We start from the raw sequence: 23,730 nt of genomic DNA, 5'->3' as shown, positions 1-23,730 counted from the left end.
CTATTGCAGCCGCTTGCGCGAGTTTCGCGCCGCGAGGAGGAAGAACACCGCACCGATGACAAGCATTGCCGCCATGTTGGTGAGAAAGAGCGGCCACACATCGCCGGAGAGAAACACGCTCTGCAGCCCGGGGATCAGGTAACGCGCCGGCACGATATGGGTCAAAAGCCGGATCGGCCACGGCATGGAGCCGATCTCGAAGATAAAACCGGAGAGCAGGAAGGCCGGCAGGAAGGCGCTGACCAGCGCCACCTGCGAGGCGAGAAACTGGTTCTTGGTCGCCGCCGAAATCAGCAGCCCCTGCCCCAGCGCCGGGATGAGGAAGGTGGCGGAGAGGATATAGAGCGCAATCAGCGAGCCCCTGAGCGGCACCCCGAACTGGAAGACAGCCAGCACGACGCAGAGCGTCATGGAGAGAAGCGCCAGCACGAAATAGGGCACCACCTTGCCGATCAGCAGTTCCCCCGCCGTTACCGGCGTCGCCATGATCGCCTCCATCGTGCCGCGCTCCCACTCCCGCGCGATAACAAGGGAGGTCAGCAGCGTGCCCACCAGCGTCATGACGATGGCAACCGATCCCGGCACCAGGAAATTGCGGCTCTCCAGCTCGGCATTGAACCAGTAGCGCGGCGCCACCGAAATGGCAGGCTCGGCCGCCGCCCCGGCGGCAACGGCCCGCTGCTGCGCCCAGCCGGCCAGCACGCCGCGCACATAACCATCCACCAGGCTTGCGGTGTTGGGTTCCCCGCCATCCAGCAGCAGTTGCACCTGCGGCTGGCGCCCGGCGCTGACATCCTCGGTAAAGGCCGCCGGGATCACCACGATGCCGCGCACCCGGCCCTCTACCAGCGCCGTCTCGAAGGTCCGCCGGTCGCTCGCCCGCTGCACGGAGAAATAACGCGAACCGTCAAAACTCGCCGCCAGCTCCTCCGTCACCGCGCTCGGGCTTTCAATTACGAGGCCGATGCGGGTCTGCCGCGCATCGAGCGAGACGCCATAACCGAAGATGAACAGCAGGATTAGCGGCAGCACCAGCGCGATGAGGATGCTGCTGGGGTCGCGCATGATCTGCTTGCTCTCCTTGCCGATGAGCGCGCCGATGCGCTTGAGGCGTGCTGCCGGCCGCATCGCCGCCTCAAGGCCGCTGCGGTCCACCTTCCCGCTCATGCTGCCTTCTCCCCGTTTCCGGCTTCGCTGCGCTCGACAAGGGCGATGAAGGCATCCTCCATCGTTGGCTGTTCAAGCCCGGGCCCGGCAACACTCGCCTTCAGCTCATCCGGGGAGCCGAGGGCGACGGAGCGGCCGCGATAAATCAGTGAGATGCGGTCGCAATATTCCGCCTCGTCCATGAAATGGGTGGTGACGAGCACCGTCACCCCGCGCTCGACCAGCCCGTTGATATGCGTCCAGAACTCCCGCCGCGTGATCGGATCAACGCCCGATGTCGGCTCGTCGAGAAAGAGCGCTTCCGGCTCATGCATCACCGCTGCCGCCAGCGCGAGGCGCTGTTTGATGCCCAGCGGCAGCTCCTTTGCCGACATGTCCTGCCAGCCGGAAAAGTCGAATATCTCGCTCATCAGGCCGATGCGCTCGCGCCGGTGTTTGCCGGAAAGCCCGTAGATGCCGGCAAAGAACTCAAGGTTCTGCTTGAGGCTGAGATCGCCATAGAGCGAGAATTTCTGCGCCATGTAACCAAGGCGCCCGCGCGCGGAAGCGGCATCGCGCCGAAGGTCGAAGCCCGCCACCCGGCCCCGCCCTTCCGTAGGTTTCAGGAGCCCGCACAGCATCTTGAAGGTGGTGGATTTGCCAGCCCCGTTGGGGCCGAGAAGCCCGAAAATCTGCCCGCGCGGAATGGTAAAGCTGATGTCCTCCGCTGCGGTAAAATCACCAAAGCGCTTGGTAAGGCCCGCCGCCTCGATCACCGTTTCATCGCCGTCTATCGGGCGTTTGCGGGTCGCCTCGGCCAGCGCCGACCGGCCACCCGGCCCGCCGCCGAGAAGATCGACAAACGCATCTTCAAACCGCGGCGCCACCGGCTTCAGGGACAGGTTCTCCTCCCCCGCCAGCCAGTCCGGTTTTTCTGTCCCTTCTTCTTTCAGCACCAGGCGGATGGCATCGCCCTGGATCACCCCGTCCACCACATCGACTTCGCCCAGCACCCGCTCCAGCAGCGGGCGGCGGCGCCCGGTCATGCCGGTCAGGTGAAAGACCCGGCCTTCCACCCGGGCGGTCAGCCCCTGCGGCGCGCCGGCATAAAGCAGCTTGCCATGGTTTAGCAGCAGCACCCGGTCGCAGGCTTCCGCCTCGTCGAGATAGGCGGTGGACCAGACGACGCCGATGCCCTCTCCCGTCAGCGCCTTCACCATCTTCCACAACTCGCGCCGCGAGATCGGATCGACGCCCACGCCTGGCTCATCCAGCAGCAACAGGCGCGGCTTTTTCAACAGGGCGCAGGCAAGCCCCAGCTTCTGCTTCATGCCGCCGGAAAGTTTGCCGGCAAGCCGACCGGTGAAGCGCTTGAGGTCGGTGAAGTGCAACAGCTCGTCAAACACCGCCTGCCGCTCTGCCGCCGGCAGCGCGCGCAGATCGGCATAAAGCGTCAGGTTCTCGGCAACCGTCAGGTCTTCATAAAGCCCGAAGCGCTGCGGCATGTAGCCGATGGCGGTCTGGATCAGCCTTGCATCCTCAGCCGTATCGGCGCCCAGAACACTGAGCCTCCCCTCTTCCGGCAGCATCAGCCCGGTCATCAACCGCAACAACGTGGTCTTGCCGGCACCGTCCGGCCCGACGAGCCCGGTGATTTCACCGGCGCGGATCTCCCCGCTCACGCCATCGAGTGCCGGCGCCCCCTCACCGAAGCGCTTGGTCACCTGCTCCAGCCTGACGGCAATGTCTCCTTCGGCAGCAGGCCCGGTTCCGGCATCCGCCATGGTCAGTTGTCCGCCGCAAGGCGCACCGTCACCGGCATGCCCTGACGCAAGGCCGGGCCGGCATCCTCCACCACGATGCGCAGCCGGTAGACAAGGTCGCTGCGCAGCTCCGGCGTTTCCACCGCCTTGGGGGTGAACTCGGCAACCGGCGAGATGAAACCGACAGTGCCGTGATAAAACCGCCCCTTCTCACTGTCGCTCGCCACCGTCACCTTCATGCCCGGCTGCAGGCGCCCGAGATCGGGCTCGCCCACATAGGCCCGCACCCACACCGGCTTCGTCAGCGACAGCACATAGACGCTGGAACCTGCTGCCAGAATGGCGCCCGGCTCCGCCACGCGGGAGAGGATGATGCCATCCGCCGGCGCCTTCAGCTCCGTATCGGTGAGCGCGGTGTGCGCACTTTGCAGCTGCGCATCGGCCTCGCCCAGATTGGCGGCCGCAACGGCAATGTCCTCGGCCCGGTTGCCTTCCTCCAGCAGCGAGAGCGACTGTTCGGCCGCCGCCACTTCCGCCTCCGCCTGATCGCGCTCGGCCCGGGCGGCATCGAGCGCGGAACGGGAGGCGGCTGCCGTCGGTTGCAGCTTGCTGATGCGATCGTAGGAGAGCCGGGCATTACGCAGCGCCGCCTGTTTGGCAGCAAGATCGGCCTTCGCCTCGCCGATTTCCTGCGCACGCGGCCCGGCCTTGAGCTTGGCATAGGTGGCGGAGCTGGCAGCGACCGTCGCTTCTGCCGCAGCCACCTGATCGCGGTAGGGCTTGTCATCCAGCACCGCCAGCAGGTCACCGGCCTTGACGCTGTCGCCTTCCTCAAGCTTCAGCGACGCCAGCCGGCCGCTCACACGAAAGCCCAGCTGCACCTGCCGGATGTCGACATTGCCGTAGAGCGTGAGCGCACGGCTGTCGCCCTTCACCCAGCCCAGCTGTTGCGGCACACCTTCCTGCCAGGCAAGCCCTGCCCCGCCGGCAAGCACCAGCACCAGAAGGCCTGCAACGATCACCCGTTTTTTCATCACTCGTCCTTGCTCCGGCCTGTCGCCGGTTCCCGCTCGCGTCCCAGTGCCATCACCTGATCGCGCACCATGGCGCGCACGATCTCCATCTGGTCCGGGCCGTAATCGCTCCAGCCAAGCTCGGTCATCACCGTCGCCTGGGCTATGCGCAGGATCAAAACGCTGCCAACCAGCGACATCGCGCGCAGTTTTACCGCCTCGCTATCCGCCGGTGCGTCCAGCAAGACCCCGACGAGCACCCGCGCGATGCCCAGCATCGGCTGCATCACCCGCGTATAGATGCGGTGGAAGGCCTCCGTCGGCTCCATCTGCTCGCGGATCATGAAGCGCGCCCAGGCCGCGGAGTCCGGATTGGTGAAGAGCTCGGCCGCGCCCAGCAGCATCGGCAGCAGCAAGGCGCGGGCCTCCTCCGCCTCAAGCGGGGCGCCACCCGCCTTCAGTGCCTCAACCCGCTCCCGCGCCGGCTGCGCGCCCGCGCCCACCCGGCCGGCAATCGTCTCGCCGATATGGTCGGCAACGGCGAGGTAAAGCCCCTCCTTGCCGCCGAAATAATAGGGGATGGCCTGCAGGTTGACCCCTGCCGCCGAGGCCAGCATGCGCGTGCTTGCACCGTCAAAGCCGTAGCGGCCAAACACATCGATGCCGCCGGCCAGCAGTTTCTGTCGCGTGGCATCGCCCCGCCGCTCGGCATTGGCCGCCGCCGGAGAAATATCGGAAATTTCGCTCATGGCTTCATTTCATTCAAACGAATGATTTAGTCAAGAGATGTGAAAACCCCCGGCGATCACCCTCGCCCGGCGAACCTTGCACGAGGGGTCAGCGTGGCTTCAGAACTTCACGGCAAGTATCTATAAAAACACGCAGTTTCGGCGCCATGGCCGCCCGGCGCGGGTAATAGAGAAACAGCCCCGGCTCCTCGATGGCGCTGTGCGGCAGCACCTGGGCCAAGGTGCCCGCCGCGATATCGGCCGCCACCAGTGGCTCGAAGATATAGGCGAGTCCGATCCCGGCGAGCGCAAGGTCGCGGGCATAGAGCGGATCGGTCACATGGGCGGTGCCGGCCGTCTCCACCGCCACGGCCTTGCCCTCGTCCTGAAGGTCCCAGCGATAGAGCCCGCGCGAGCGCAGCAGGCGAAAGCCGATGCAGTTATGCCGGGCAAGGTCAGCAATGCTTTCCGGCTTTCCGGCTTCGGCCAGATAAGCCGGCGAGGCGACGATCACGGCCCTGAAGGGCGGCGTCAGCCGTACTGCAACCATATCCTCGGCAATCATTTCGACAAGGCGGATGCCGGCATCGAAGCCCTCCCCCACAATGTCGGTCAGCGCATCGTCGCTGAAGACTTCTACCGTCACTTCGGGAAAGCGCCGCCGCATGACGGCCAGCACCGGCGTAATCACCATTGGCAGCGCCACACGCGGCACGTTGAGGCGCAACAGCCCGCTCGCCCCGCCGGCTGCCGAGCGCAGCACCTCCAGCTGCTCGCCGATCTCCTGCAAGGCCGGCCCTGCGGTCGCCACCAGCGCCTGCCCCGCCTCCGTCAGTGCCACGCTGCGGGTGGTGCGGGCAAAAAGCGGCTGGCCGATCCGCTCCTCGACCAACCGAACGGCATGGCTGACGGCGGACGCCCCCATGCCAAGCTCGGCAGCAGCGGCGGCAAAACTGCGCCGGCGGGCAACCGCCAGAACAACGGGTAGATGGGGGAGCAGGTCACGATCCATTACTGAAATCCATCGCATGGTTCATGCCGATTATAGCGGATTATCACCGGCAGCGGTCCGCCCCATTCTCCTTGCCAGCAGCACCGGCCCGCCGGTGCCCGGCACTGAACCTTATGGGAGACTCCCGTCATGACCATGCCCTACCATACCCTTGGCAACAGCGGCCTCCGGGTCAGCCCGCTGGCGCTCGGCACCATGACCTTCGGCACGGAATGGGGCTGGGGCGCGGACAAGAAAACGGCCGGCGAACTGGTCGATCTTTATGTCGCGGCCGGCGGCAATTTCTTCGACACCGCCGATCTTTATACCGGCGGTACCAGCGAAAGCTGGCTGGGTGAGCTGATCGCCGAGCGCGGCCTGCGCGATCAGGCCGTCATCGCCACCAAATTCACCTACAACGCCGCGCCGGGTAATCCCAATGCCGGCGGCAATGGCCGCAAGAACATCCTGCGCGCTGTCGAAGGCTCGCTGAAGCGCCTCGGCACCGACTATATCGACCTCTACATCCTCCACACCTGGGACCGGGTAACGCCGCCAGAGGAGGTGATGCGCACGCTCGACGATCTGATAAGCGCCGGCAAGGTGCGTCACACCGGCCTCAGCAATGTGCCGGCCTGGTATGCCTCCCGCGCCCAGAGCATCGCCGAGGCACGCGGGTACGAGCCGCTCGCCGCCTTGCAGCTCGAATATTCACTGGCCGAGCGCAACATCGAGCATGAGTTCGTCTCGCTCGGCACCGCCCACGGCATGGGCCTTATGGTGTGGAGCCCGCTGGCAAGCGGCCTGCTCAGCGGCAAGTACCGGCCAGGTGCAGCCGGCGCCGGGCGTCTGGAGACCATGCGCAATTCCGACAACCCTGCCTTCAAGCGTTTCACCGAGCGCAACTGGCGCATCGTTGCCGAACTGGAACAGGTGGCGAATGAGGTGGGCCGGTCGATGGCTCAGGTCGCCCTCAACTGGATCGCGGGCCGCCCCGGCGTTGCCAGCACCATCATCGGCGCCACCCGTCCGGAGCAGTTGAAGGACAATCTCGCCGCGCTCGATTTCACCCTGCCGGCAGAGCTGCGGGCGCGGCTCGATGCGGTGAGCGCGCCGGCGGTTCCCTTCCCCTACAGCTTCTTTGGCTCCGAGCTGCAGCCGATGATCCATGGTGGTGTCGCCGTCAGCGACAAGCCGGCGGGATATTACCCGAAGGTCAGCATCCCGGCTGGCGCGGGCGCCGGTGTGGATGCTTCATAAGAAGCCGGAGTGGGCGGCGGGCGCCGGGGCAACAACAGGAACCAGCCTTCAGGCGACCGGCCCCGTCACCGTTCCCTGATGAAAAAGCATCTGCCACCGCCCGGCGGCCCGCGTCCATATCGAGCTGCGCAGCACATGGCGCTGCGAGCCGTCGGGCCGCTTCCGGTGGCTACGATAGGTCAGCAGCACCGCATCGTTGGAAATGGTAGTCAGCGCATAATTTTCTATACTCAGCGGCTCTTCTGCCTCGCTCCCTTCATGAAGCAGAAGCTCGATAATCTGCGCCCGGTCATAAACGGCCCCCGAGGCGCCGAACTCGACAAAACCCTCGGCAAGTAATGCCTCAAGGACCTCACGCGAGCACCTGACTTCAGGCTTGTGAAGTGCTTCCTCAAGCGCCCGGATTTCGGCGATATCGGGACCGGCAGATCGCATGGCACCCTCGCGAAGCTCTAGCCGAGGAGTTTTACAAACAGCGCGGCCACGACGGAAAAAGCGCCCAGAAGCAGAACAATCCGCAGCGACGCCGCTTCCAGATTGTCGCCCAGCACCGTCACCAGAAGTTTGTCTTCATCCATGACATCAAGCCCCGTCGATCAGTGTGAATGGCGGGAGCCTATGCCCCCGCCCGCCACCGGACAAGGTCGCAGCCGGCCCTCAAAGCAGCGCCGCGAAGGCCACTGAAAGCACCAGCAGCGCCGCAAAGACGATATTCACCGCCCGGCCGACTTCGGGCCTCGTCACCGCGCGGGCCAGCAGGGATCCGGCCACCAGCCAGAGAATATTGACGAACACGATGATCGCCAGCAGCAGCCCGCCCTTGGCGAGTTGGTCGGCAAGCCCGCCTCCCGGCACCAGCAAATAGCGCGAAAACACCGCCGCCACGGCGACATAGGCCTTGGGATTGCTGAGCGACAAAGCCGCGCCGGCATACCAGGGCGGCACGGCAGCCGCCTCCGCCATTCGCGCAGCCAACGGCGGCGCGGTGGCGATCTTGAAGGCCAGAAAGAGAAGATAGGCACTCGCGGCAATCGTCACTACCGGCGCAACGCCGGGCCAGGACAGCAGCACCGCCCAGAAGCCGGAGCCAACCAGCGCCACCACGGCCACCATGCCGAGATTGAGGCCGGCCATGTAAGGCACCACCCGCCCCCGGCCGAAAGCCGCGCTCAGCGCGGCAAGGCTCAGCGTGTTCGGACCGGGGCTTCCGGTCAGGGCAAGAGAGGTGAGGATAAAGAGAAAAAGCGCATCCATGGGGCCCCCGTTCTCAAAAAGGGTTTGGCCCAGGCGGACGGCAAGAACAGCGCTGCGCTCCCCGATGGTTTCCCATCCCGACCCGCCAGTCACGCAGCACAAAGGAGAGCTTATCCGCTCCCTTCGGAACCGGCAAGGATGCGGCCGGGCCAGCCAGCGCCCGCGCGGCCAACCGGGAAGCGGCGCGGGCCGAAACATAACTTAACAGGACGCAACATCCCGCCCGGCCCGGATCGCTATCGTAGCGCCGGAATGCTCCACGGCCGCAAAGGCCATGGCAAGGGAAGGGTCGGTTGATGAAAGCCACAACGGCACGGCAAACAGCTTTTTGGCGGCAGCGCCTCGCCGGCATGGCGCTGTGCGGCGCGATATTCTGGGTGTCCGGCCTCTCCCCGGCCCGGGCGCAGGAGGAGATGGCTGTCAGCGTCGTTACCGCGCAAAAGGCGACCCTGCTTGAAAAAATACCCGTCATCGGCTCGCTCGCCGCCCGGGAAGAAATCGAAGTCCACCCCTATGTGGCAGGCCGCGAGATCCAGGAAGTGCTGGTGGAGGTCGGCCAGACAGTTGCACAGGGCGAGCCGCTGGTCCGGCTGGACATGGCCGACGCCCGGATGCAGCTCGACAAGAATACCGTCAGCCTGCTCAGGGCCAAGGCAGCCATCGCCGTTGAAGCCAGCAAGGTCGACGCCGCCGGGGCAACCGCGACGGAGGCCCGCAAACGGCTGGCGCGCAGCCAGGCGCTCAACCAGAAAGGCGCCCTCGCCACCCAGATGCTTGAGGAGCATCAAGGCGCGCAGACAAGGGCCATCGCCGAACTTGAGCTGGCCCGCCAGTCGCTGGCACTGGCGCAGGCGGACGAAAAGCTGATCCTCCAGGAGCGGCAGGAGATCGAACTGATCATCGAGCGCAGCACCGTGCGGGCGCCCGGTGCCGGCAGGGTACTGGTTCGCAACGCCCGTGTCGGCCTCACGACCTCGGCTTCAGGGGCGCCTCTCTTCGTGCTGGCGGCCGGCGGCGACATCGAATTTGTCGCCAGTGTCCCGGAAACCCTCTTCGTACGGATCCGCGAAGGGATGTCCGCCACTGTCGCGCCTCTGGGAGAAGAAACGGCGATTGGCGGCAGCGTACGGCTCAAGGATGCCCGGCTCGACCCCGCGACACGGAGCGGCACCGTGCATATCGCCCTGCCCGCAGGGTTTGACCTGGTGCCCGGCATGTTTGCCCGCAGCAACATTCAGGCAGACAGGCACACCGGCATCGTCCTGCCAGGAACCGCGGTCAATAGCGCCGGCGGCATCCACAGCGTCCAGATTGTCAGGGATGGCGTCGTCTCCATCCGCCGCATTTCGGTCGGCCTTCAACAGGACGGTATGACCGAAATTGCCGCCGGCCTTGCCGTGGGCGAGTTGGTGGTCCTCAAGGCCGGAAGTTTTCTCAAGGAAAATGCCCGGATTAAGCCGGTTCTGGCCGACGCCCTTCCCGAAGGCGAAGCGTCGCGCTCCATCTCGCTGAACACGGTGAAGGGTGCGTTTTGATGAGCTTCAACATCTCCGCCTGGGCCATCCGGCGCCCGCTGCCTTCTGTCCTGCTGTTTATCGTCCTGACGATAGCCGGTCTTTATGGTTTCTACCGCCTGCCCGTTTCCTATTTTCCGCCCATCATCACTCCAACGGTCAATATCACGGTGGAACAGACCGGGGCGCGGCCGGCGGAACTGGAAACAGAAGTCACCCGCCCGGTAGAGGACGCCATCTCCTCCCTGCCGGCCATAAAATCGCTGGAGTCCACCATCGACCAGGGGCGCTCCGTCACGAAGGTGGAATTGGAACTCGGCATGGTCACTCCCGATCGGGCCATCGCCGATGTGCGCGACCAGATGGCCAAAATACGCTCCTCCTTGCCCGACACGATTGACGAGCCGGTCATCGAGCGTGTCGAGGAGGAGCCCCAGGCCGTTGTCACCTATGCGCTCGCGGCACCGGACATGACCCGGACCGGCCTCTCCTGGTTCGTCGACGATGTCGTCGCCCGCAAGCTGCAGGGCCTGCCCGGCGTAGGCCGTGTCGAGCGCGTTGGCGGCGCTGACAGGGAAATCCAGGTCGCGCTGGACGCGGCCCGCCTGCAATCCCTCGCCTTGACAGCCGATGACGTTAACCGGCGCCTGCTGCAAACCCAGCTCCGCGTCTCCGGCGGGCGCAGCAGCCTCGGCGGCCGTGAACAGGCATTGACCACGCAGGGGGCGGCGCTGACGGTGCAGGATCTCGCCGATGCACGCCTCGCCCTGTCCGGCGACAGTTCCGTGCGACTGGGTGATATCGCGACCGTTTCCGACACCGGGGCTGAGGCCCGGGCCTTCGCCGCTCTTGACGGCGACGATGTCGTCGGATTTTCCGTCTATCGCTCGCAAGGGGCCAGCGAGGTCGCGGTGGCTGATGCCGTCGCCACCGTCGTCACCGGGCTCGCCCATGACAATCCGGGCATTCGTTTTTCCCTGGCAGAAGACAACGTCTCCTACACCAAGGGCAACTACGCCTCCGCCCTGCACACCCTGCTGGAAGGGGCCGTCCTTTCGGTCATCGTCGTCTTCCTGTTCCTGCGGGACTGGCGTGCCACCGTCGTCGCCGGCATCGCCCTGCCGCTTTCCATCATCCCGACCTTTTTCGCCCTCGATTTCATCGGCTTCTCGCTCAACATTCTCAGCCTGCTGGCGATCACCCTCGTCACCGGGATTCTTGTCGACGATTCCATCGTCGAGATCGAAAACATCGTACGCCACCGCAACATGGGCAAATCCGCCTTCAGGGCGGCGCTCGATGCGTCCGACGAGATCGGGCTGGCTGTCATTGCCATCTCGGCCACCATAATCGCCGTCTTCGTGCCCGTCGGCACCATGAGCGGCGTCATCGGGCTTTATTTCCGCGAGTTCGGGCTGACGGTCGCGATCGCCGTGTTTTTTTCGCTCCTGGTCGCCCGGCTGATAACACCTGTGCTGGCAGCCTGGTTCATGTCCGGCAAGGAGCAGGCTCACCGGCCAGCGGGCCGCCTGATGCTGGCCTATGAAAACATGCTCCGGCTCGGGCTGCGCTGGCGGTGGCTGACCGTCAGCCTGGCACTCGGCCTGTTTGTGTTCGCCATGGCGGGCCTGCTGTCGCTGCCAACCGCGTTCCTGCCGGACGAAGACCAGGGCCGCCTGATGCTTTCGGTGGAACTGCCGCCGGGCGCGAGCCTTGATGAGACCCGCGCCACCACCGGCGCCATCACCGCCATTGCCCTGTGGCAGCCCGGGGTCTCCACCGTGTTTACCCGTGCCGGGGCGAACGCGAACGGCCGCAAGGACGTGCGTTTTGCAACCGTCCTTGTCAACCTTGCCCACAAATCGCAGCGCTCCCTCTCCTCCCGGCAGATCGAGGCCGGGATCGAGCGGCAAATCGCGCGCCTGCCCGATGCACGCCTCACCTTCCTCAACAATCGCGGGGGGCGCGATATCTCCTTTGCCGTCATGGGTACCGATGGCGAAGCCGTCCAGCACGCCGCAGGTCAGATACTGGATGAAATGTCGGCCGATCCGGACTTCATCAGCCCGGTGGCCGGCAACACCGCCATGCGCCCGGAACTGAAGATGGAGATCCGCAGCGACAAGGCGGCCCTGCTCGGCATAACCCCGGAAGCCATCGCCCGCGCCCTTCGTGTCTCGACGGTGGGTGAACTTGACAGCCAGTTGCCGAACTTCCTTGAAGGCTCACGCCAGATACCAATCCGGGTGCTGATCGGGCAGCAGGACCGCGACAGGCTGACGACGCTCCAACTCCTGCCAATTCCGTCCCCGGGCGGGGGGCCGGCCATTCCGCTTTCCGCCGTGGCCGACATCTATTTTGACGAAGCCGTCTCCTCGATAGAACGGCTGGACCGGGAACGCCGGGTCGAGATCGGTGCCAACATGGGCGGTGCGCTCACCTCCGGCCAGGGCCTGGAACGCGTCTATCAGCTTGCCAGTGTCCGGAATTTGCCGGCGGGCGTTCACATCCAGGCCACCGGCGATTCAGACAATGAAGGCGACGTGTTCTCAAGCTTCATCGTCGCCATGGGCTCCGGCCTGATGTTTGTCCTGGTGGTCCTGATCCTGCTCTTCGGCAGTTTCCTGACACCCTGGACCATCCTCGCCTCATTGCCGCTATCGGTCGGCGGCGTCACCGCCGCGCTTCTTCTCTCCGGCAGCGCCATATCGCTGCCGGTGGTGATCGGTATCCTCATGCTGATGGGCATCGTGACCAAAAACGCCATCATGCTGCTCGATTTCGCCCTCCTGCGCGAAGCAGAGGGCCTCAGCCGGACAGATGCGATCATCGAGGCCTGCTTGCAGCGGATACGGCCGATTATCATGACGACGCTGGCCATGGTCGCCGGCATGCTGCCATCAGCCTTCGGGATCGGCGATGGTGGGGAATTCCGCGCTCCGATGGCAATAGCCGTCATCGGCGGGCTCCTGGCATCCACGGTGCTCTCGCTGATCGTGATCCCGGCCCTGCACCTCATCGTCGCCAATGGCGGCGACAGGATCGCCCGGGGCTTCAGATTGCTCGTACGCCCGGCGGAAATCTGACGCCGTTCAGGGTGTCAAAGCCCGCTGGCGACCGCCAGTTCTTCCAGCTCCACGAGGCGTGCGTCTTTCCAGTAGCGCGTGCGCCGCAGCTCCTCGCGGGCCAGTTCCACGACGGCGAGTACCAGCTCGCGCTCGCCGCCCGAAAGCGGTTCTTCCACGCGCAGGCGGGCAATCACCGTCTGCACCAGCCCCTTGTCGAGCAGGCCGATCCAGCTGGCGACATGGGCACCCAGCGGCTGGGCCAGCGCCATCATGCGCACGGCCTGGCTCAGGCGCTCGGTCGGGGAGAAACTGCCGGTCTCGGCCAACGCCTCGGTAAAGGCGCCCTTCACGATCTCCAGCACCCGTTCCTTGAAGCCGCTATGGCCGGTGCCCCAATGCATGCCGCGGCCGATCACGGCGCGCCAGCGAATGCAGAAGCCGATGGCCCAGATCAGCTCGTCCTGGTCCGGCAAGGCACGGTTGGTGGTGCGCCCGGCCGCAAGGCTGCGCTCGATCAGCGCCGGATAAAGCGAACGCTCCACGATCTTCACCATCTGGTCGAGATGGTTGCGCGCCCGCATGCCAAGACGCGGATCGTTGATGAGCTCGAATTCTTCGTAGATGGCCAGCAGCGTATCCAGATGGTCCACCTGGGCGCTGAGCGCCAGCTGCCGGCGCAGCGGCGCCACCAGCGGCCCGCGTACCTGCGGCCCGGCAGCGGCCAGCGCGCTCGCCTCGTCGCCGATCTTGCCGCACACCCGCGCCAGATGGCCGTCGATCGCCTCGAGAATCCGCGCCTGCATCGGCTCCGGCCCCTGCAGCAGGAACGGCACCACCGACCGGTAGTCCCGGCGCCGGTGCAGGATGGCGAGCGGCACCATCAGCACCGCCATGCGGGCAATGTCGCTGCCATCTTCCTGGATCGTATGGGCAAAAAGCCGGACGGCGACGTCGCGCGCGGCGGTGCCGTAGCGCCCGCCGCTACCGGAGGCCGAGGCGTCCTTCAACATCGGGCGCAGGGTTTCGCCATGCAGCAGCAGCGCCCGCAGCGTCAGCAAATCTTCCTGGGTCAGCGGGCGCGGCTCAAAACCGAGCCCGGTCTGCCTGGCTTCGTCGGCCCGCCAGCGGTTGATCGCCGCCAGTGCCCTGGGCTGCCGGCTGGCCTCGCCGCCAAGCCAGGCGGCAATCTCCTCGCGGGCCCGTGTTTGCAGCGACACCAGTTCCGGCATCGCCAGCACAAGGTCGAGCGGCTTTTCATCGGCGAGCGCCGGAATGCGCTCGTCCATCGTTTTGGCAAGCGCCGCCACCGGACCGGCAGCGGCAACGGACCAGAGCCCGCCGATATCAAGCGGATGCACGATGCCGATACCGGCAAAGCCCGGTTTCAGGAAATCATCGTCCGCCACCATGAAAGGCTCGAACAGCTGGGTGAACAGCCGCCGCCCATGCTGGCGCCGCCCGGCATTGATCTTGGCGGCCAGCGCTCGCGTCACCATCGAAACCTGCGTCCCCTCGCCCACCTGGGCGAGTTCGCCATAAAGCGCCCGCGCCGCACCGGTGGGCAGGCGGGAGACCAGCGCAGTGACCGTCTTTGTCTTGTCCGAAGGCTCGCTCATGCGGGGTGTTTTCGCTCTTTTATCTTTTTATCTCTGTCAGTTCCGGCGGAACGGACTGCGCCCGCACCATAACCGATTAGTCAGGCGAACCGGAAGCGGACAGAGTTTCGCACTCATGGCCGGCACAGCGATACGCCTCCAGGAGTATGGCCCGGCTAATCTTAAGGATGGACTACCGGCCGGACGAGAAAAGGAAGTATGGCCTGCGGACTTGATGCCAACGACAAAATAGGATAAAAAACCCAATATCAAGACCGGAGATCCGTCCTGTTCCGCGCCGCCTGTTGCGGCGCTCCGCGGGCCATGGGGAAGCGGCCCCGAAATACCCCCGAATTTGTTGGTAGATGTTGGCATTTGTCATGAAGGAACGCCCCTGGGCGCAACAGTTGGCCCGCCTTTGTGCAGCTTTGCCAACGCTCCCGTGGCAGGTGGACGACATCGGCGTTGGCACGCGAGCCGGCAAGCCAAGCACCAGCCGCATGGCAGCTTCCCTCTGGCCGCAACACCTCCATGCCGAATGGCGGAAAACCGGGCTTTCCCGCGGGCCGCTTCACAGAAAACAGGGAAATCCGCCTTGATTTCCCGCCTCTATCGGTCCAAATAAATTCGTACCGAATTGGTCTTGTTTAGGCACCGAGAGATGCCGGCGGCCGGTTCCACATGAATTTCAACAGGTTAGAAGGTAACGAGGCCAGCGATGCTGAAGCTCAGCCGCATGACCGATTATGCCGTGCTCATCATGGCGCAGCTTGCCGGGGCCGATCAGGCCGTTGCCGGCACGGGCAGCTTTGCCAATGGCGGCAATGAAGGCATGGATACGGCCTCCGGCCTTGCCGAGCGCACCGGCCTGCAGCAGGCAACCGTCGCCAAGCTGTTGCGCCTCTTGGCCCAGGGTGGCCTGCTTACCTCCCAGCGCGGCGCCCATGGCGGCTATATGCTGGCGCGCGCCCCGCAGGACATCACCGTCTCCGCCATCGTGACCGCCGTGGAAGGGCCGATTGCCATTACCGCTTGCGCGGACGGGCATTCCGGCGAGCCCTGCTCGCTGGAGATCCTCTGCCCCATGAGCCATGGCTGGAACCGCATCAACAGCGCCATCCGCACGGCGCTTGCCGATATCACCCTTGCCGAAATGCTTCCCCCCGCCCCGCTGCCCGCACGGGCCGCGCCGGTAATGGCGGCAAAGGCAGGGCCCGGTAAAGACGCCGCGCTGGCGGCGGCCGGATAGCGGGCCGGCCTTAAACACCCCGCAAAAGCCCAAAAGAGCGCGTCAGACGCTCTTCCCGGCCCGACAAGGCCGGACACAACAACGACCTCGACACCCAGTGACGATCAGGACTTCGGAGTAACATCGAGATGGCAGCCACAACCGAGACCATCGAGCAGGTCAAAACCCTCGGACAGGAAAAGTACAAGTGGGGTTTTGTCACCGACATCGACATGGAGATGGCGCCCAAGGGGCTGAATGAGGACATCATTCGCCTGATCTCCGCCAAGAAGGAGGAGCCCGAGTGGCTGCTCGACTGGCGCCTCAAGGCCTATCGCCACTGGCTGACGATGGAAGAGCCGCATCACTGGGCCAAGCTCTCCTATCCGAAGATCGATTACCAGGACACCTACTACTACGCCGCCCCGAAGAAGAAGGACGGCCCGCTGAGCCTCGACGAGGTCGATCCCGAGCTGCTCAAGACCTATGAGAAGCTGGGCATCCCCATCAAGGAGCAGGAAGTGCTGGCCGGCGTGCGCAAGGTCGCCGTCGATGCCGTGTTCGACAGCGTCTCCGTCGCCACCACCTTCCGCGACGAGCTGGAGAAGGCGGGCGTTGTCTTCCTGTCCATCTCCGAGGCGGTGCGCAAGTACCCCGAGCTGGTGAAGCAGTATCTCGGCACCGTGGTGCCGCACACCGATAACTACTTCGCCGCGCTCAATGCCGCCGTCTTCACCGACGGCACCTTCGTCTACATCCCCAAGGGCGTGCGCTGCCCGATGGAGCTGTCCACCTATTTCCGCATCAATGCGGAAAAGACCGGCCAGTTCGAGCGCACCCTGATCGTGGCGGATGATGCGAGCTACGTTTCCTATCTGGAAGGCTGCACAGCGCCGATGCGCGATGAAAACCAGCTGCATGCCGCGGTGGTGGAGCTGGTGGCGCTCGACGATGCCGAGATCAAGTATTCCACGGTGCAGAACTGGTATCCGGGCGACGAGAACGGCAAGGGCGGCATCTATAATTTCGTGACCAAGCGCGCTGCCTGCCGCGGCCGCAACTCCAAGGTCAGCTGGACCCAGGTAGAGACCGGCTCCGCCGTCACCTGGAAGTACCCGAGCTGCATCCTGCAGGGCGACAATTCGGTGGGCGAGTTCTACTCCGTCGCCATCACCAATAATTACCAGCAGGCCGATACCGGCACCAAGATGATCCATCTGGGCAAGAACACCCGCAGCCGGATCATCTCCAAGGGCATTTCGGCCGGCCGCTCCAACAACACCTATCGCGGCCTCGTGCGCATCGGCCCCAAGGCCAGCGGCGCGCGCAACTATACCCAGTGCGACAGTCTCCTGATCGGCGACAAGTGCGGCGCCCACACCGTGCCCTACATCGAGGCGCGCAATAACTCGGCCCAGGTCGAGCATGAGGCCACCACCGCCAAGATCAGCGAAGACCAGCTCTTCTACTGCCGCCAGCGCGGCATCCCGGAAGAGGAGGCCGTCGCCCTCATCGTCAACGGTTTCTGCCGCGAAGTGCTGCAGGAGCTGCCGATGGAATTCGCCGTCGAAGCCACCAAGCTGGTCGGCATTTCTCTGGAAGGGAGTGTCGGCTGATGCCGCTCGTTGAAATCAGCATGTATGCCGGCCGCACCGCCGAGCAGAAGCGCGAACTCGCCGAGGTGATCACCCGCGAGATGCAGCGCATCTGCGGTGCCAGGCCCTCTGCCACCACCATCATCTTTACCGACGTGAAGCCGGAAGACTGGATGAACGGCGCCCCGCTGGTGGAAGCCGCCAAGGGCTGAGGCGCCCGCCGCATCCGGCATCGAAGACAAGACTTAAGAAGAGAAGATTTGGACGCCATGACCAACCTCATCGAAATCAAGGGCCTGTGCGCACGCATCGAGGACAAGGAGATCCTCAAGGGTATCGATCTCACCATCGCGCCGGGCGAAGTGCACGCCATCATGGGGCCGAACGGCGCCGGCAAGAGCACGCTCTCCAACGTGCTGGCCGGCCGCGACGGTTATGAGATCACCGCCGGCAGCGTGACCTTCAAGGGTCAGAACCTGCTGGAGATGGAGCCGGAAGAGCGTGCCGCTGCCGGCCTCTTCATGGCCTTCCAGTATCCGGTCGAAATTCCGGGTGTCGTCACCTCCACCTTCCTGCGCACGGCGCTTAATGCCATCCGCAAGGCGCGCGGCGAGGACGAGATCGACGGCATCGCCTTTGCCAAACTGCTGCGCGCCAAGGCGGGCGAACTGGGCATCCCTACCGACATGCTGAAGCGCGCTCTCAACACCGGCTTTTCCGGCGGCGAGAAGAAGCGCGCCGAAATGCTGCAGATGACGCTCCTGGAGCCGGCCTTCTGCGTGCTCGACGAGACCGATAGCGGCCTTGATATCGATGCGCTGCGCGTGGTCGCCGAAGGTGTCAACCGCCTGCGCTCGGCCGAGCGTTCCATGCTCGTCATCACCCACTACCAGCGTCTGCTCGACTATATCGTGCCGGACCATGTGCATGTGCTGGCCGCCGGCCGCATCGTGCGCAGCGGCGGCAAGGAACTGGCGATGGAGCTGGAAGAAAAGGGTTATGGCGACCTCGCCGGGGCGGCGGCCTGATCCGATGAGCGCTGTCACCAAATCCGAAACCCGCCCGGCCGGAACGGCACTTGCCGACGGCTTTGAGCTCTCCCGCCTGCCCGGCGCCGGCAATGCCGCCGTCGGCGCGCTGCGCACCGCCGCGCGCGATGCCTTCCTCGCCGCCGGCCTGCCCGGCCGCCGTGATGAAGCCTGGCGCTATACCAGTCTTTCCGGCCTTGGCCGCGAAAGCTTTGCCCTTCCCGATGGCAAGGCCGGCACGCTTGATGTTGCTGCGCTTGAAGCCCGCGTGCTGGACGATGTCGAGGACGCCCTGCGCCTTGCCTTCGTGGACGGCGTCTTCTCCCCGGCCCTTTCCACCGGCGCGCTTGATGCCGTAGAGGGCGTGAGCATCCGCCTGCTGGATACCGTGCTGGCAGACGGCAACGGCCTGCAGCCGGGCGAGATCGTGACGGTGGAAGAAAGCCCGCTGGCCGCGCTTTCCACTGCGCTGATGTCTGGCGGCCTCGGCCTTGCCGTGCCCGCAGGCGTGGCGGTGGAGCGTCCGGTGCATGTGGTGTTCGTCACCACGAAGCCCGGCCTCATGACCTCGCCGCGCCTCCTCATCGAGCTGGGCGACGACGCGAAGCTTACGGTCATGGAAAGCTATACCAGCCTTACCGATGCTGCCGTCTTCACCAATGCGGTGGTGGAAGTCAGCCTCGGCGCCGGGGCCGAGCTTGGCCATTACAAGCTGCAGAACGAAAGCCCGGCCGGTTATCACATCTCCACGCAGGGTGTGGTCGTGGGCGACAATGCCTCCTACGACAATTTCATCCTGACGCTGGGTGCCACCCTGTCGCGCAACCAGATCCGTGCGGAGCTGGGCACGGCAAGCCTCTGCCATCTCAATGGCGGCTACATGATCCATGACCGCCAGCTGGCCGATACGTCCAGCTTCATCCATCACGCCCAGCCCGATGCCAACTCGCATCAGGTCTACAAGGGTGTGATCGACGGGCAGGCCCATGGCGTGTTTGCCGGCAAGATCCGCGTGGCCCCGGACGCCCAGCGTACTGATGGTTATCAGCTGAACCGCGCCCTCCTGCTCTCCGATACGGCGGAAATCAACGCCAAGCCGGAGCTGGAAATCTTCGCGGATGACGTCAAGTGCTCGCACGGCGCCACCGCCGGCTCGCTGGATGAAGACTGGCTCTTCTACCTGCGCAGCCGTGGCATTCCGCTCGCCGAAGCCCAGGCCCTTCTCGTCGGCGCTTTCATCGAGGAAGCGCTGGAGACGGTGAACCATGAAGGCGTGCGCGCTGCCCTCAGCACCCATGTCGCTGCCTGGCGTGGCCGCAACATGCCCTCTTCCCTGCCGGCGGATGCCGGAGCGGAGGCCATCGAATGAGCATTCCCGCCTCGTCGCCCGCAACCGGCGTCCAGCAAAGCAACGACCATTATGATGTGGAAGCGGTAAGGGCCGACTTCCCCATCCTTGCCAAACCGATGAATGGCAAGAAGCTGGTGTTCCTGGACAGCGCCGCCTCGGCGCAGAAGCCGCGCCAGATGCTGGCGGCGATGCAGGCCCTCTATGAGGACCACTACGCCAACATTCATCGCGGCATCTATGACTTCTCGGTGCGCTCCACCGATGATTACGATGCCGCCCGCGCCCGTGTTGCCCGCTTCATCAATGCCGGCCATCCGGGCGAGATCGTCTTTACCCGCAACGCGACCGAGGCGATGAACCTCGTGGCCGTCGCCTGGGGCCGCACGCATCTCAAGGCCGGTGACGAGATCATCGTCAGCGCCATGGAGCATCACGCCAACATCGTGCCGTGGCAGATGCTGCGGGAAGCAACCGGCATCGTGCTGCGCGTTGCGCCGATCAAGCCCGACGGCAGCCTTGACTGGGACGTGTTCTCAAAGCTGCTCAACGAGCGCACGAAGCTGGTGGCGATGACGCACATGTCCAATGTGCTCGGCACCATCACCCCGGCAAAGGAAATTGCCCGCGCCGCCCATGCGGTGGGGGCGAAGGTGCTGTTTGATGGCAGCCAGTTCGCCGTCCATGGCGGCGCCGATGTGCGCGCCATTGATGCGGATTTCTACACCATCACCGCCCACAAGCTTTACGGCCCCAACGGCATCGGCGCGCTTTACGCAAAGCGCGACATCCTCGAGAGCATGCCCCCCTACCAGGGCGGCGGCGACATGATCGAGCGGGTGACGTGGGAAAAGACTACCTACGCCGCCCCGCCGAACCGCTTCGAGGCCGGCACCCCGGCGATTGCCGAGGCCATCGGCTTTGCCGCGGCGCTCGACTACATGGAAAGCTGGGGCCTTGAGCGCATCATGGCGCATGAGCGCGAGCTCCTGGAGATCGCCACCGCCCGCCTCAGCGCCATTCCGGGCCTTACCATTTATGGAACTGCGCCACAGAAGGGCGCGGTAATTTCCTTTACTATCGACGGACTGCACGCGCTCGATGTCGGTGCGCTGCTTGACCGGCAGGGTATTGCCGTGCGGGTGGGCCAGCACTGCGCCGAACCGCTCATGGATTTCCTCGGCGTGCACTCGACCATCCGCGCCTCTTTTGCCATGTACTCCACGGCGGACGAGGTGGAAGCGCTGGCCGAGGGGCTTGAAAAAGCCCGCAAGATGCTGAGTTAAGAGTTAAGGCCCGATGGCTGAAAGAGACGTAACCGAGATGAACGAGATGCTGACTGCCAGTGACGCCGTGCCGGACACGGCCCCCAGTGCCGCGGCAGACGCGCCGGGCGCCGAAACGGCCGAGCTGGACGCGGCTGCCCTCGGCATCGAGGGCGAAGTGCCGGCAACGACGGAGATCACCGGACGGGCCGATCTGATCGCCCCGGTGGTCGCCGCCCTGCGCACGATTTTCGACCCGGAAATTCCGGTCAACATCTTCGACCTCGGCCTGATCTACAAGCTCGAGATCGATGAAAGCGGCCATATCGCCGTCACCATGACCCTCACCGCCCCCGGCTGCCCGGTGGCGGAGGAAATGCCGGGCATGGTGCAGTCGGCCGTCATGCCGGTGGAAGGCGTGGAACAGGTAGATGTTGCCATCACCTGGGACCCGCCCTGGAACATGGGCTGCATGACCGAGGATGCCCGCCTCGCGCTTGGTATGTTCTGAGCTTCAGGGGACCGGAAAGGAAAGATGACACCATGACCGTGACCTCTCATGAGACGACGCCCGCCGCTCCGGCCAAACCGCGCCGCGAGCGCCCGAAGGCCGTGACGCTGACGGAGGCGGCCGCCGAACGTATCCGCGAGATCATCGAAAATTCCGAAAAGCCGGTTGTTGGCCTGCGTGTCGGCGTCAAGGCGCGCGGCTGCTCCGGCAACAGCTACGACATCACCTACGCGGAAGAAAAAAAGCCGTGGGACGAGGTGGTGGAGGACAAGGGCGTGACCATCCTCATCGATGCCACCGCCCTGATGTTCGTGCTCGGTACCGAGATCGACTGGCAGGAAGACAAGCTGCAATCCGGCTTCGTTTTCAATAATCCAAATGTCAAAGCCACTTGCGGCTGCGGCGAAAGCTTCCACGTCTGAAATTGCCGGCAGGCATCGGTTAAATATTCATTCATAACTGCACTGGAATAGCCGGGCCTTTTGCCCGGCTGGCATAACCCTGCGATCTTTTGCTTTGTTGGCAGCCAGATTACCTCTAGTCTTCAAGAGGTAAACGCCCCCGTGGACAGATCGCCCTTATGACGCAGATGAAACGCCTGCGCAGCCTGGCCGCTACCTTGCGGGCTCCGCGCTCGCTCGCTGCCGGCCTCCTGGCCCTGGGCGGGGCTGCGTTTTTCTGTGCCGGTGCAGATAGCGCCGCAGCCGCTCCGGCCGGGCTTGAGCTCCATGCGGCAGTCACCGCTGCGCCGACCACCATCGACCCGCACCGTCAGAACACCACCCCCAACAATGCACTGGCCGCCCAGGTCTTCGAGGCTCTGGTCGGGCGCGACAGCCTGCTCCTGCCCTCCCCGCTGCTGGCCACCGGCTGGGAATTGTCGTCGGACGACCTGCACTGGCGCCTCAGGCTGCGGCGCGACGTCACCTTCCAGAACGGCCAGCCCTTTACCGTCCGCGACGTGGTCTTCAGCTTCTGCCGGGTCGCCCTGCGTGAAGCGGCGCAATCGACGCAGATGGCCACGCCCGGCAGCGACGGCCATATACCGGGCCAGCTCTACCCGCTGCCCGGCGCCGGCCCGATGGTGCTTGCCACACCCGATCCCTACACCATCGACATCACGACCCGCGGCCCCGAACCCCTGTTGTTGCAGGCGCTCTCCAACCTGCCCATCATCTCGGCGCGCTCGGCCGGCGCCCCCGACGACATGACCTTCAGCCTCGATGGTTGCAGCTGGGACGGGTGGGACAAGCTCTTTACCGCCGGCCTCGCCAGCCCGGAGATCAACGGCACCGGCCCCTACCGGATCGCCGCCTTTGCAAGCGCCAGCGAAACGGTGCTGGAAGCCAACCCCAACTACTGGGGCGCCGCACCGCAATGGCAGCGCGCCACCTATACCCAGATGGCCGACGATGCGCTGCGCCTGCGCGCCCTGCTGTCTGGCAGCGCCGACATCATCGATCAGGTGCCGGCCAGTGCCCTCACGACCTTCAACCGCAAGGCCGCCTTTGACGTGGTGCAGGGCCGCACCAACCGGGTGATCTATCTGGCCTTCGATGTCGCTTCTGCGACCGCCAAGGGCGTCGACGGCACCGGCGGGCGCAATCCCTTCAGGGATCAGCGCGTACGCCATGCCTTCTCGCTCGCCATCGACCGGCAGGCCCTCGGCGAACGGGTGCTGAGCGGCAGCGGCGATCCGACGATGGAACTGGTACCAAAGGGTGCCTCCGGCGCGCTGGGGCTTGCAGTGCCGCGCGCCGATATTCTCTATGCCCGCGCCCTGCTGGCCGATGCCGGGTATCCGGCCGGCTTCAGCGTGACGCTCGGCACCCCGCGCGACCGGTATCTGCAGGACAAGGAAGTGGCCGATGCCGTCGGCCTTATGCTCGGGCGCATCGGCATTCACGTCACCGTCGATGCCCGGCCGGGTACGGAGTTTTTCGACCGGCGCAGCAAGGGCGAATACGGCTTCTATCTCGCCGGCCTCGGCTCCAACATGGCCGACCTCTCCGCTCCCTTGCGCCTGCTGGCCACAACGCCCGCCGATGGGACCTATGGCCGGCTGAATTTCAGCGGCTACAGCAACCCGGTGGTGGATGCGCTGGTGCGGCAGTCACTTGCCACCATCAGTCCGGAAAAACGCCTGCCGGCCCTGCTGGGCGCTGCCCGCATCGTAGCCGACGAACTGCCGGTCCTGCCGCTCTATTTCGAGAAATCCAGCTACGGCCTGCGCAGCGAACTGGACTACAAGCCACGCACCGACCAGTACCTGCTGGCCGACGACGTGCGCTATCGCAGCTCGGCAAAACTCGCCAACTGAGGCCGCCGCCACCCACTGCAAGGAAAAACTGCGCCTGACGGGCAGCCTGCACCTTGCCATTCCCGGCAGCCACGCGTAGGTTCCCGCGCAATTTCGATATCCC

The 23,730-nt window shown here is 65.0% G+C and carries 21 protein-coding genes and 1 riboswitch; of the genes, 12 read left to right on the top strand and 9 right to left on the bottom strand.

Annotated features, from left to right (window positions below; all coding sequences use genetic code 11):
- The 5 genes from QTL98_RS08705 to QTL98_RS08685 form a co-directional block, all read right to left on the bottom strand.
- Window positions 1–1,167 (bottom strand): ABC transporter permease, encoded by a 1,167-nt coding sequence (locus tag QTL98_RS08705; RefSeq protein WP_445681826.1) that lies wholly within the window; start codon window positions 1,165–1,167, stop codon window positions 1–3.
- A complete protein-coding gene (locus QTL98_RS08700; protein WP_445682114.1) occupies window positions 1,164–2,936 on the bottom strand; it encodes an ATP-binding cassette domain-containing protein in 1,773 nt (590 codons plus the stop codon). The genes QTL98_RS08705 and QTL98_RS08700 overlap by 4 nt, the downstream gene beginning before the upstream one ends.
- The gene (hlyD, locus tag QTL98_RS08695; protein WP_445681825.1) at window positions 2,933–3,943 is read right to left on the bottom strand and encodes a secretion protein HlyD; all 1,011 of its coding nucleotides are present in this window, start codon (window positions 3,941–3,943) and stop codon (window positions 2,933–2,935) included. The genes QTL98_RS08700 and hlyD overlap by 4 nt, the downstream gene beginning before the upstream one ends.
- Window positions 3,943–4,671, bottom strand: coding sequence for a CerR family C-terminal domain-containing protein (locus QTL98_RS08690; RefSeq protein ID WP_445681824.1), 729 nt, complete (start codon window positions 4,669–4,671; stop codon window positions 3,943–3,945). The genes hlyD and QTL98_RS08690 overlap by 1 nt, the downstream gene beginning before the upstream one ends.
- An 88-nt stretch (window positions 4,672–4,759) precedes the next feature.
- Window positions 4,760–5,662 carry a LysR family transcriptional regulator gene (locus tag QTL98_RS08685; RefSeq protein WP_445681823.1) on the bottom strand — a complete coding sequence of 301 codons (903 nt, stop codon included), beginning with the start codon at window positions 5,660–5,662 and terminating at the stop codon, window positions 4,760–4,762.
- 129 nt (window positions 5,663–5,791) lie between these two features.
- Between QTL98_RS08685 and QTL98_RS08680 the strand changes: the two genes are divergently transcribed.
- Complete coding sequence (locus QTL98_RS08680; RefSeq protein WP_445681822.1) at window positions 5,792–6,901, top strand: aldo/keto reductase; 1,110 nt, start codon at window positions 5,792–5,794, stop codon at window positions 6,899–6,901.
- Between the two features lie 48 nt (window positions 6,902–6,949).
- Here QTL98_RS08680 and QTL98_RS08675 read toward each other — a convergent pair whose 3' ends face one another.
- The 3 genes from QTL98_RS08675 to QTL98_RS08665 form a co-directional block, all read right to left on the bottom strand.
- Window positions 6,950–7,336, bottom strand: a complete 387-nt coding sequence (locus QTL98_RS08675) for a nuclear transport factor 2 family protein (RefSeq protein WP_445681821.1) — start codon at window positions 7,334–7,336, stop codon at window positions 6,950–6,952.
- A gap of 17 nt (window positions 7,337–7,353) precedes the next feature.
- Window positions 7,354–7,479, bottom strand: coding sequence for a hypothetical protein (locus QTL98_RS08670; protein WP_445681820.1), 126 nt, complete (start codon window positions 7,477–7,479; stop codon window positions 7,354–7,356).
- A 79-nt stretch (window positions 7,480–7,558) separates the two neighbouring features.
- The gene (locus tag QTL98_RS08665) at window positions 7,559–8,155 is read right to left on the bottom strand and encodes a LysE family translocator (protein ID WP_445681819.1); all 597 of its coding nucleotides are present in this window, start codon (window positions 8,153–8,155) and stop codon (window positions 7,559–7,561) included.
- 20 nt (window positions 8,156–8,175) lie between these two features.
- Window positions 8,176–8,258, bottom strand: a riboswitch (ZMP/ZTP riboswitch).
- Window positions 8,259–8,451: 193 nt separating this feature from the next.
- On the opposite strand from QTL98_RS08665, the gene QTL98_RS08660 reads away from it, so the two are divergent.
- Window positions 8,452–9,690 (top strand): efflux RND transporter periplasmic adaptor subunit, encoded by a 1,239-nt coding sequence (locus QTL98_RS08660; protein WP_445681818.1) that lies wholly within the window; start codon window positions 8,452–8,454, stop codon window positions 9,688–9,690.
- Window positions 9,690–12,755, top strand: a complete 3,066-nt coding sequence (locus QTL98_RS08655) for an efflux RND transporter permease subunit (RefSeq protein WP_445681817.1) — start codon at window positions 9,690–9,692, stop codon at window positions 12,753–12,755. The genes QTL98_RS08660 and QTL98_RS08655 overlap by 1 nt, the downstream gene beginning before the upstream one ends.
- Window positions 12,756–12,769: 14 nt before the next feature.
- On the opposite strand, the gene QTL98_RS08650 is transcribed toward QTL98_RS08655, so the two are convergent.
- Entirely contained in the window at window positions 12,770–14,353 is a 1,584-nt protein-coding gene (locus QTL98_RS08650) for a hypothetical protein (RefSeq protein WP_445681816.1), read from the bottom strand.
- A 697-nt stretch (window positions 14,354–15,050) separates the two neighbouring features.
- Here QTL98_RS08650 and QTL98_RS08645 point away from each other — a divergent pair.
- The 9 genes from QTL98_RS08645 (at window position 15,051) to QTL98_RS08605 (ending at window position 23,627) form a co-directional block, all read left to right on the top strand.
- Window positions 15,051–15,581, top strand: a complete 531-nt coding sequence (locus QTL98_RS08645; RefSeq protein WP_445681815.1) for an SUF system Fe-S cluster assembly regulator — start codon at window positions 15,051–15,053, stop codon at window positions 15,579–15,581.
- A gap of 128 nt (window positions 15,582–15,709) precedes the next feature.
- Window positions 15,710–17,176 (top strand): Fe-S cluster assembly protein SufB, encoded by a 1,467-nt coding sequence (gene sufB / locus QTL98_RS08640; protein ID WP_445681814.1) that lies wholly within the window; start codon window positions 15,710–15,712, stop codon window positions 17,174–17,176.
- On the top strand, window positions 17,176–17,367 hold the full coding sequence (locus QTL98_RS08635) for a tautomerase family protein (protein WP_445681813.1): 192 nt from the start codon (window positions 17,176–17,178) through the stop codon (window positions 17,365–17,367). The genes sufB and QTL98_RS08635 overlap by 1 nt, the downstream gene beginning before the upstream one ends.
- Window positions 17,368–17,424: 57 nt before the next feature.
- Window positions 17,425–18,183, top strand: coding sequence for a Fe-S cluster assembly ATPase SufC (gene sufC, locus QTL98_RS08630; protein WP_445681812.1), 759 nt, complete (start codon window positions 17,425–17,427; stop codon window positions 18,181–18,183).
- 4 nt (window positions 18,184–18,187) lie between these two features.
- The gene (gene sufD / locus QTL98_RS08625) at window positions 18,188–19,552 is read left to right on the top strand and encodes a Fe-S cluster assembly protein SufD (protein ID WP_445681811.1); all 1,365 of its coding nucleotides are present in this window, start codon (window positions 18,188–18,190) and stop codon (window positions 19,550–19,552) included.
- Entirely contained in the window at window positions 19,549–20,817 is a 1,269-nt protein-coding gene (locus tag QTL98_RS08620) for an aminotransferase class V-fold PLP-dependent enzyme (RefSeq protein ID WP_445681810.1), read from the top strand. The genes sufD and QTL98_RS08620 overlap by 4 nt, the downstream gene beginning before the upstream one ends.
- 157 nt (window positions 20,818–20,974) lie before the next feature.
- Entirely contained in the window at window positions 20,975–21,307 is a 333-nt protein-coding gene (locus QTL98_RS08615; protein ID WP_510637558.1) for an SUF system Fe-S cluster assembly protein, read from the top strand.
- A gap of 32 nt (window positions 21,308–21,339) precedes the next feature.
- Window positions 21,340–21,729 (top strand): HesB/IscA family protein, encoded by a 390-nt coding sequence (locus tag QTL98_RS08610; RefSeq protein ID WP_445681808.1) that lies wholly within the window; start codon window positions 21,340–21,342, stop codon window positions 21,727–21,729.
- Between the two features lie 158 nt (window positions 21,730–21,887).
- Window positions 21,888–23,627: an ABC transporter substrate-binding protein gene (locus tag QTL98_RS08605; protein ID WP_445681807.1), complete on the top strand. Its 1,740-nt coding sequence runs from the start codon at window positions 21,888–21,890 to the stop codon at window positions 23,625–23,627.
- The last annotated feature ends 103 nt before the right edge of the window (window positions 23,628–23,730 follow it).

It is taken from the genome of Radicibacter daui (assembly GCA_030657355.1).
Lineage (GTDB): Bacteria > Pseudomonadota > Alphaproteobacteria > Radicibacterales > Radicibacteraceae > Radicibacter > Radicibacter daui.
Note: the sequence above shows the minus strand (reverse complement) of the source record. Positions and strands in the feature narration are given on the sequence as shown.

What these genes read in the sequence shown, in the direction of transcription:
- QTL98_RS08705 (WP_445681826.1), bottom strand. Translation starts at nt 1,167, where the DNA reads ATGAGCGGGAAGGTGGACCGCAGCGGCCTTGAGGCGGCGATGCGGCCG.
- hlyD (WP_445681825.1), bottom strand. Translation starts at nt 3,943, where the DNA reads ATGAAAAAACGGGTGATCGTTGCAGGCCTTCTGGTGCTGGTGCTTGCC.
- QTL98_RS08690 (WP_445681824.1), bottom strand. Translation starts at nt 4,671, where the DNA reads ATGAGCGAAATTTCCGATATTTCTCCGGCGGCGGCCAATGCCGAGCGG.
- QTL98_RS08685 (WP_445681823.1), bottom strand. Translation starts at nt 5,662, where the DNA reads ATGGATCGTGACCTGCTCCCCCATCTACCCGTTGTTCTGGCGGTTGCC.
- QTL98_RS08680 (WP_445681822.1), top strand. Translation starts at nt 5,792, where the DNA reads ATGACCATGCCCTACCATACCCTTGGCAACAGCGGCCTCCGGGTCAGC.
- QTL98_RS08675 (WP_445681821.1), bottom strand. Translation starts at nt 7,336, where the DNA reads ATGCGATCTGCCGGTCCCGATATCGCCGAAATCCGGGCGCTTGAGGAA.
- QTL98_RS08670 (WP_445681820.1), bottom strand. Translation starts at nt 7,479, where the DNA reads ATGGATGAAGACAAACTTCTGGTGACGGTGCTGGGCGACAATCTGGAA.
- QTL98_RS08665 (WP_445681819.1), bottom strand. Translation starts at nt 8,155, where the DNA reads ATGGATGCGCTTTTTCTCTTTATCCTCACCTCTCTTGCCCTGACCGGA.
- QTL98_RS08660 (WP_445681818.1), top strand. Translation starts at nt 8,452, where the DNA reads ATGAAAGCCACAACGGCACGGCAAACAGCTTTTTGGCGGCAGCGCCTC.
- QTL98_RS08655 (WP_445681817.1), top strand. Translation starts at nt 9,690, where the DNA reads ATGAGCTTCAACATCTCCGCCTGGGCCATCCGGCGCCCGCTGCCTTCT.
- QTL98_RS08650 (WP_445681816.1), bottom strand. Translation starts at nt 14,353, where the DNA reads ATGAGCGAGCCTTCGGACAAGACAAAGACGGTCACTGCGCTGGTCTCC.
- QTL98_RS08645 (WP_445681815.1), top strand. Translation starts at nt 15,051, where the DNA reads ATGCTGAAGCTCAGCCGCATGACCGATTATGCCGTGCTCATCATGGCG.
- sufB (WP_445681814.1), top strand. Translation starts at nt 15,710, where the DNA reads ATGGCAGCCACAACCGAGACCATCGAGCAGGTCAAAACCCTCGGACAG.
- QTL98_RS08635 (WP_445681813.1), top strand. Translation starts at nt 17,176, where the DNA reads ATGCCGCTCGTTGAAATCAGCATGTATGCCGGCCGCACCGCCGAGCAG.
- sufC (WP_445681812.1), top strand. Translation starts at nt 17,425, where the DNA reads ATGACCAACCTCATCGAAATCAAGGGCCTGTGCGCACGCATCGAGGAC.
- sufD (WP_445681811.1), top strand. Translation starts at nt 18,188, where the DNA reads ATGAGCGCTGTCACCAAATCCGAAACCCGCCCGGCCGGAACGGCACTT.
- QTL98_RS08620 (WP_445681810.1), top strand. Translation starts at nt 19,549, where the DNA reads ATGAGCATTCCCGCCTCGTCGCCCGCAACCGGCGTCCAGCAAAGCAAC.
- QTL98_RS08610 (WP_445681808.1), top strand. Translation starts at nt 21,340, where the DNA reads ATGACCGTGACCTCTCATGAGACGACGCCCGCCGCTCCGGCCAAACCG.
- QTL98_RS08605 (WP_445681807.1), top strand. Translation starts at nt 21,888, where the DNA reads ATGACGCAGATGAAACGCCTGCGCAGCCTGGCCGCTACCTTGCGGGCT.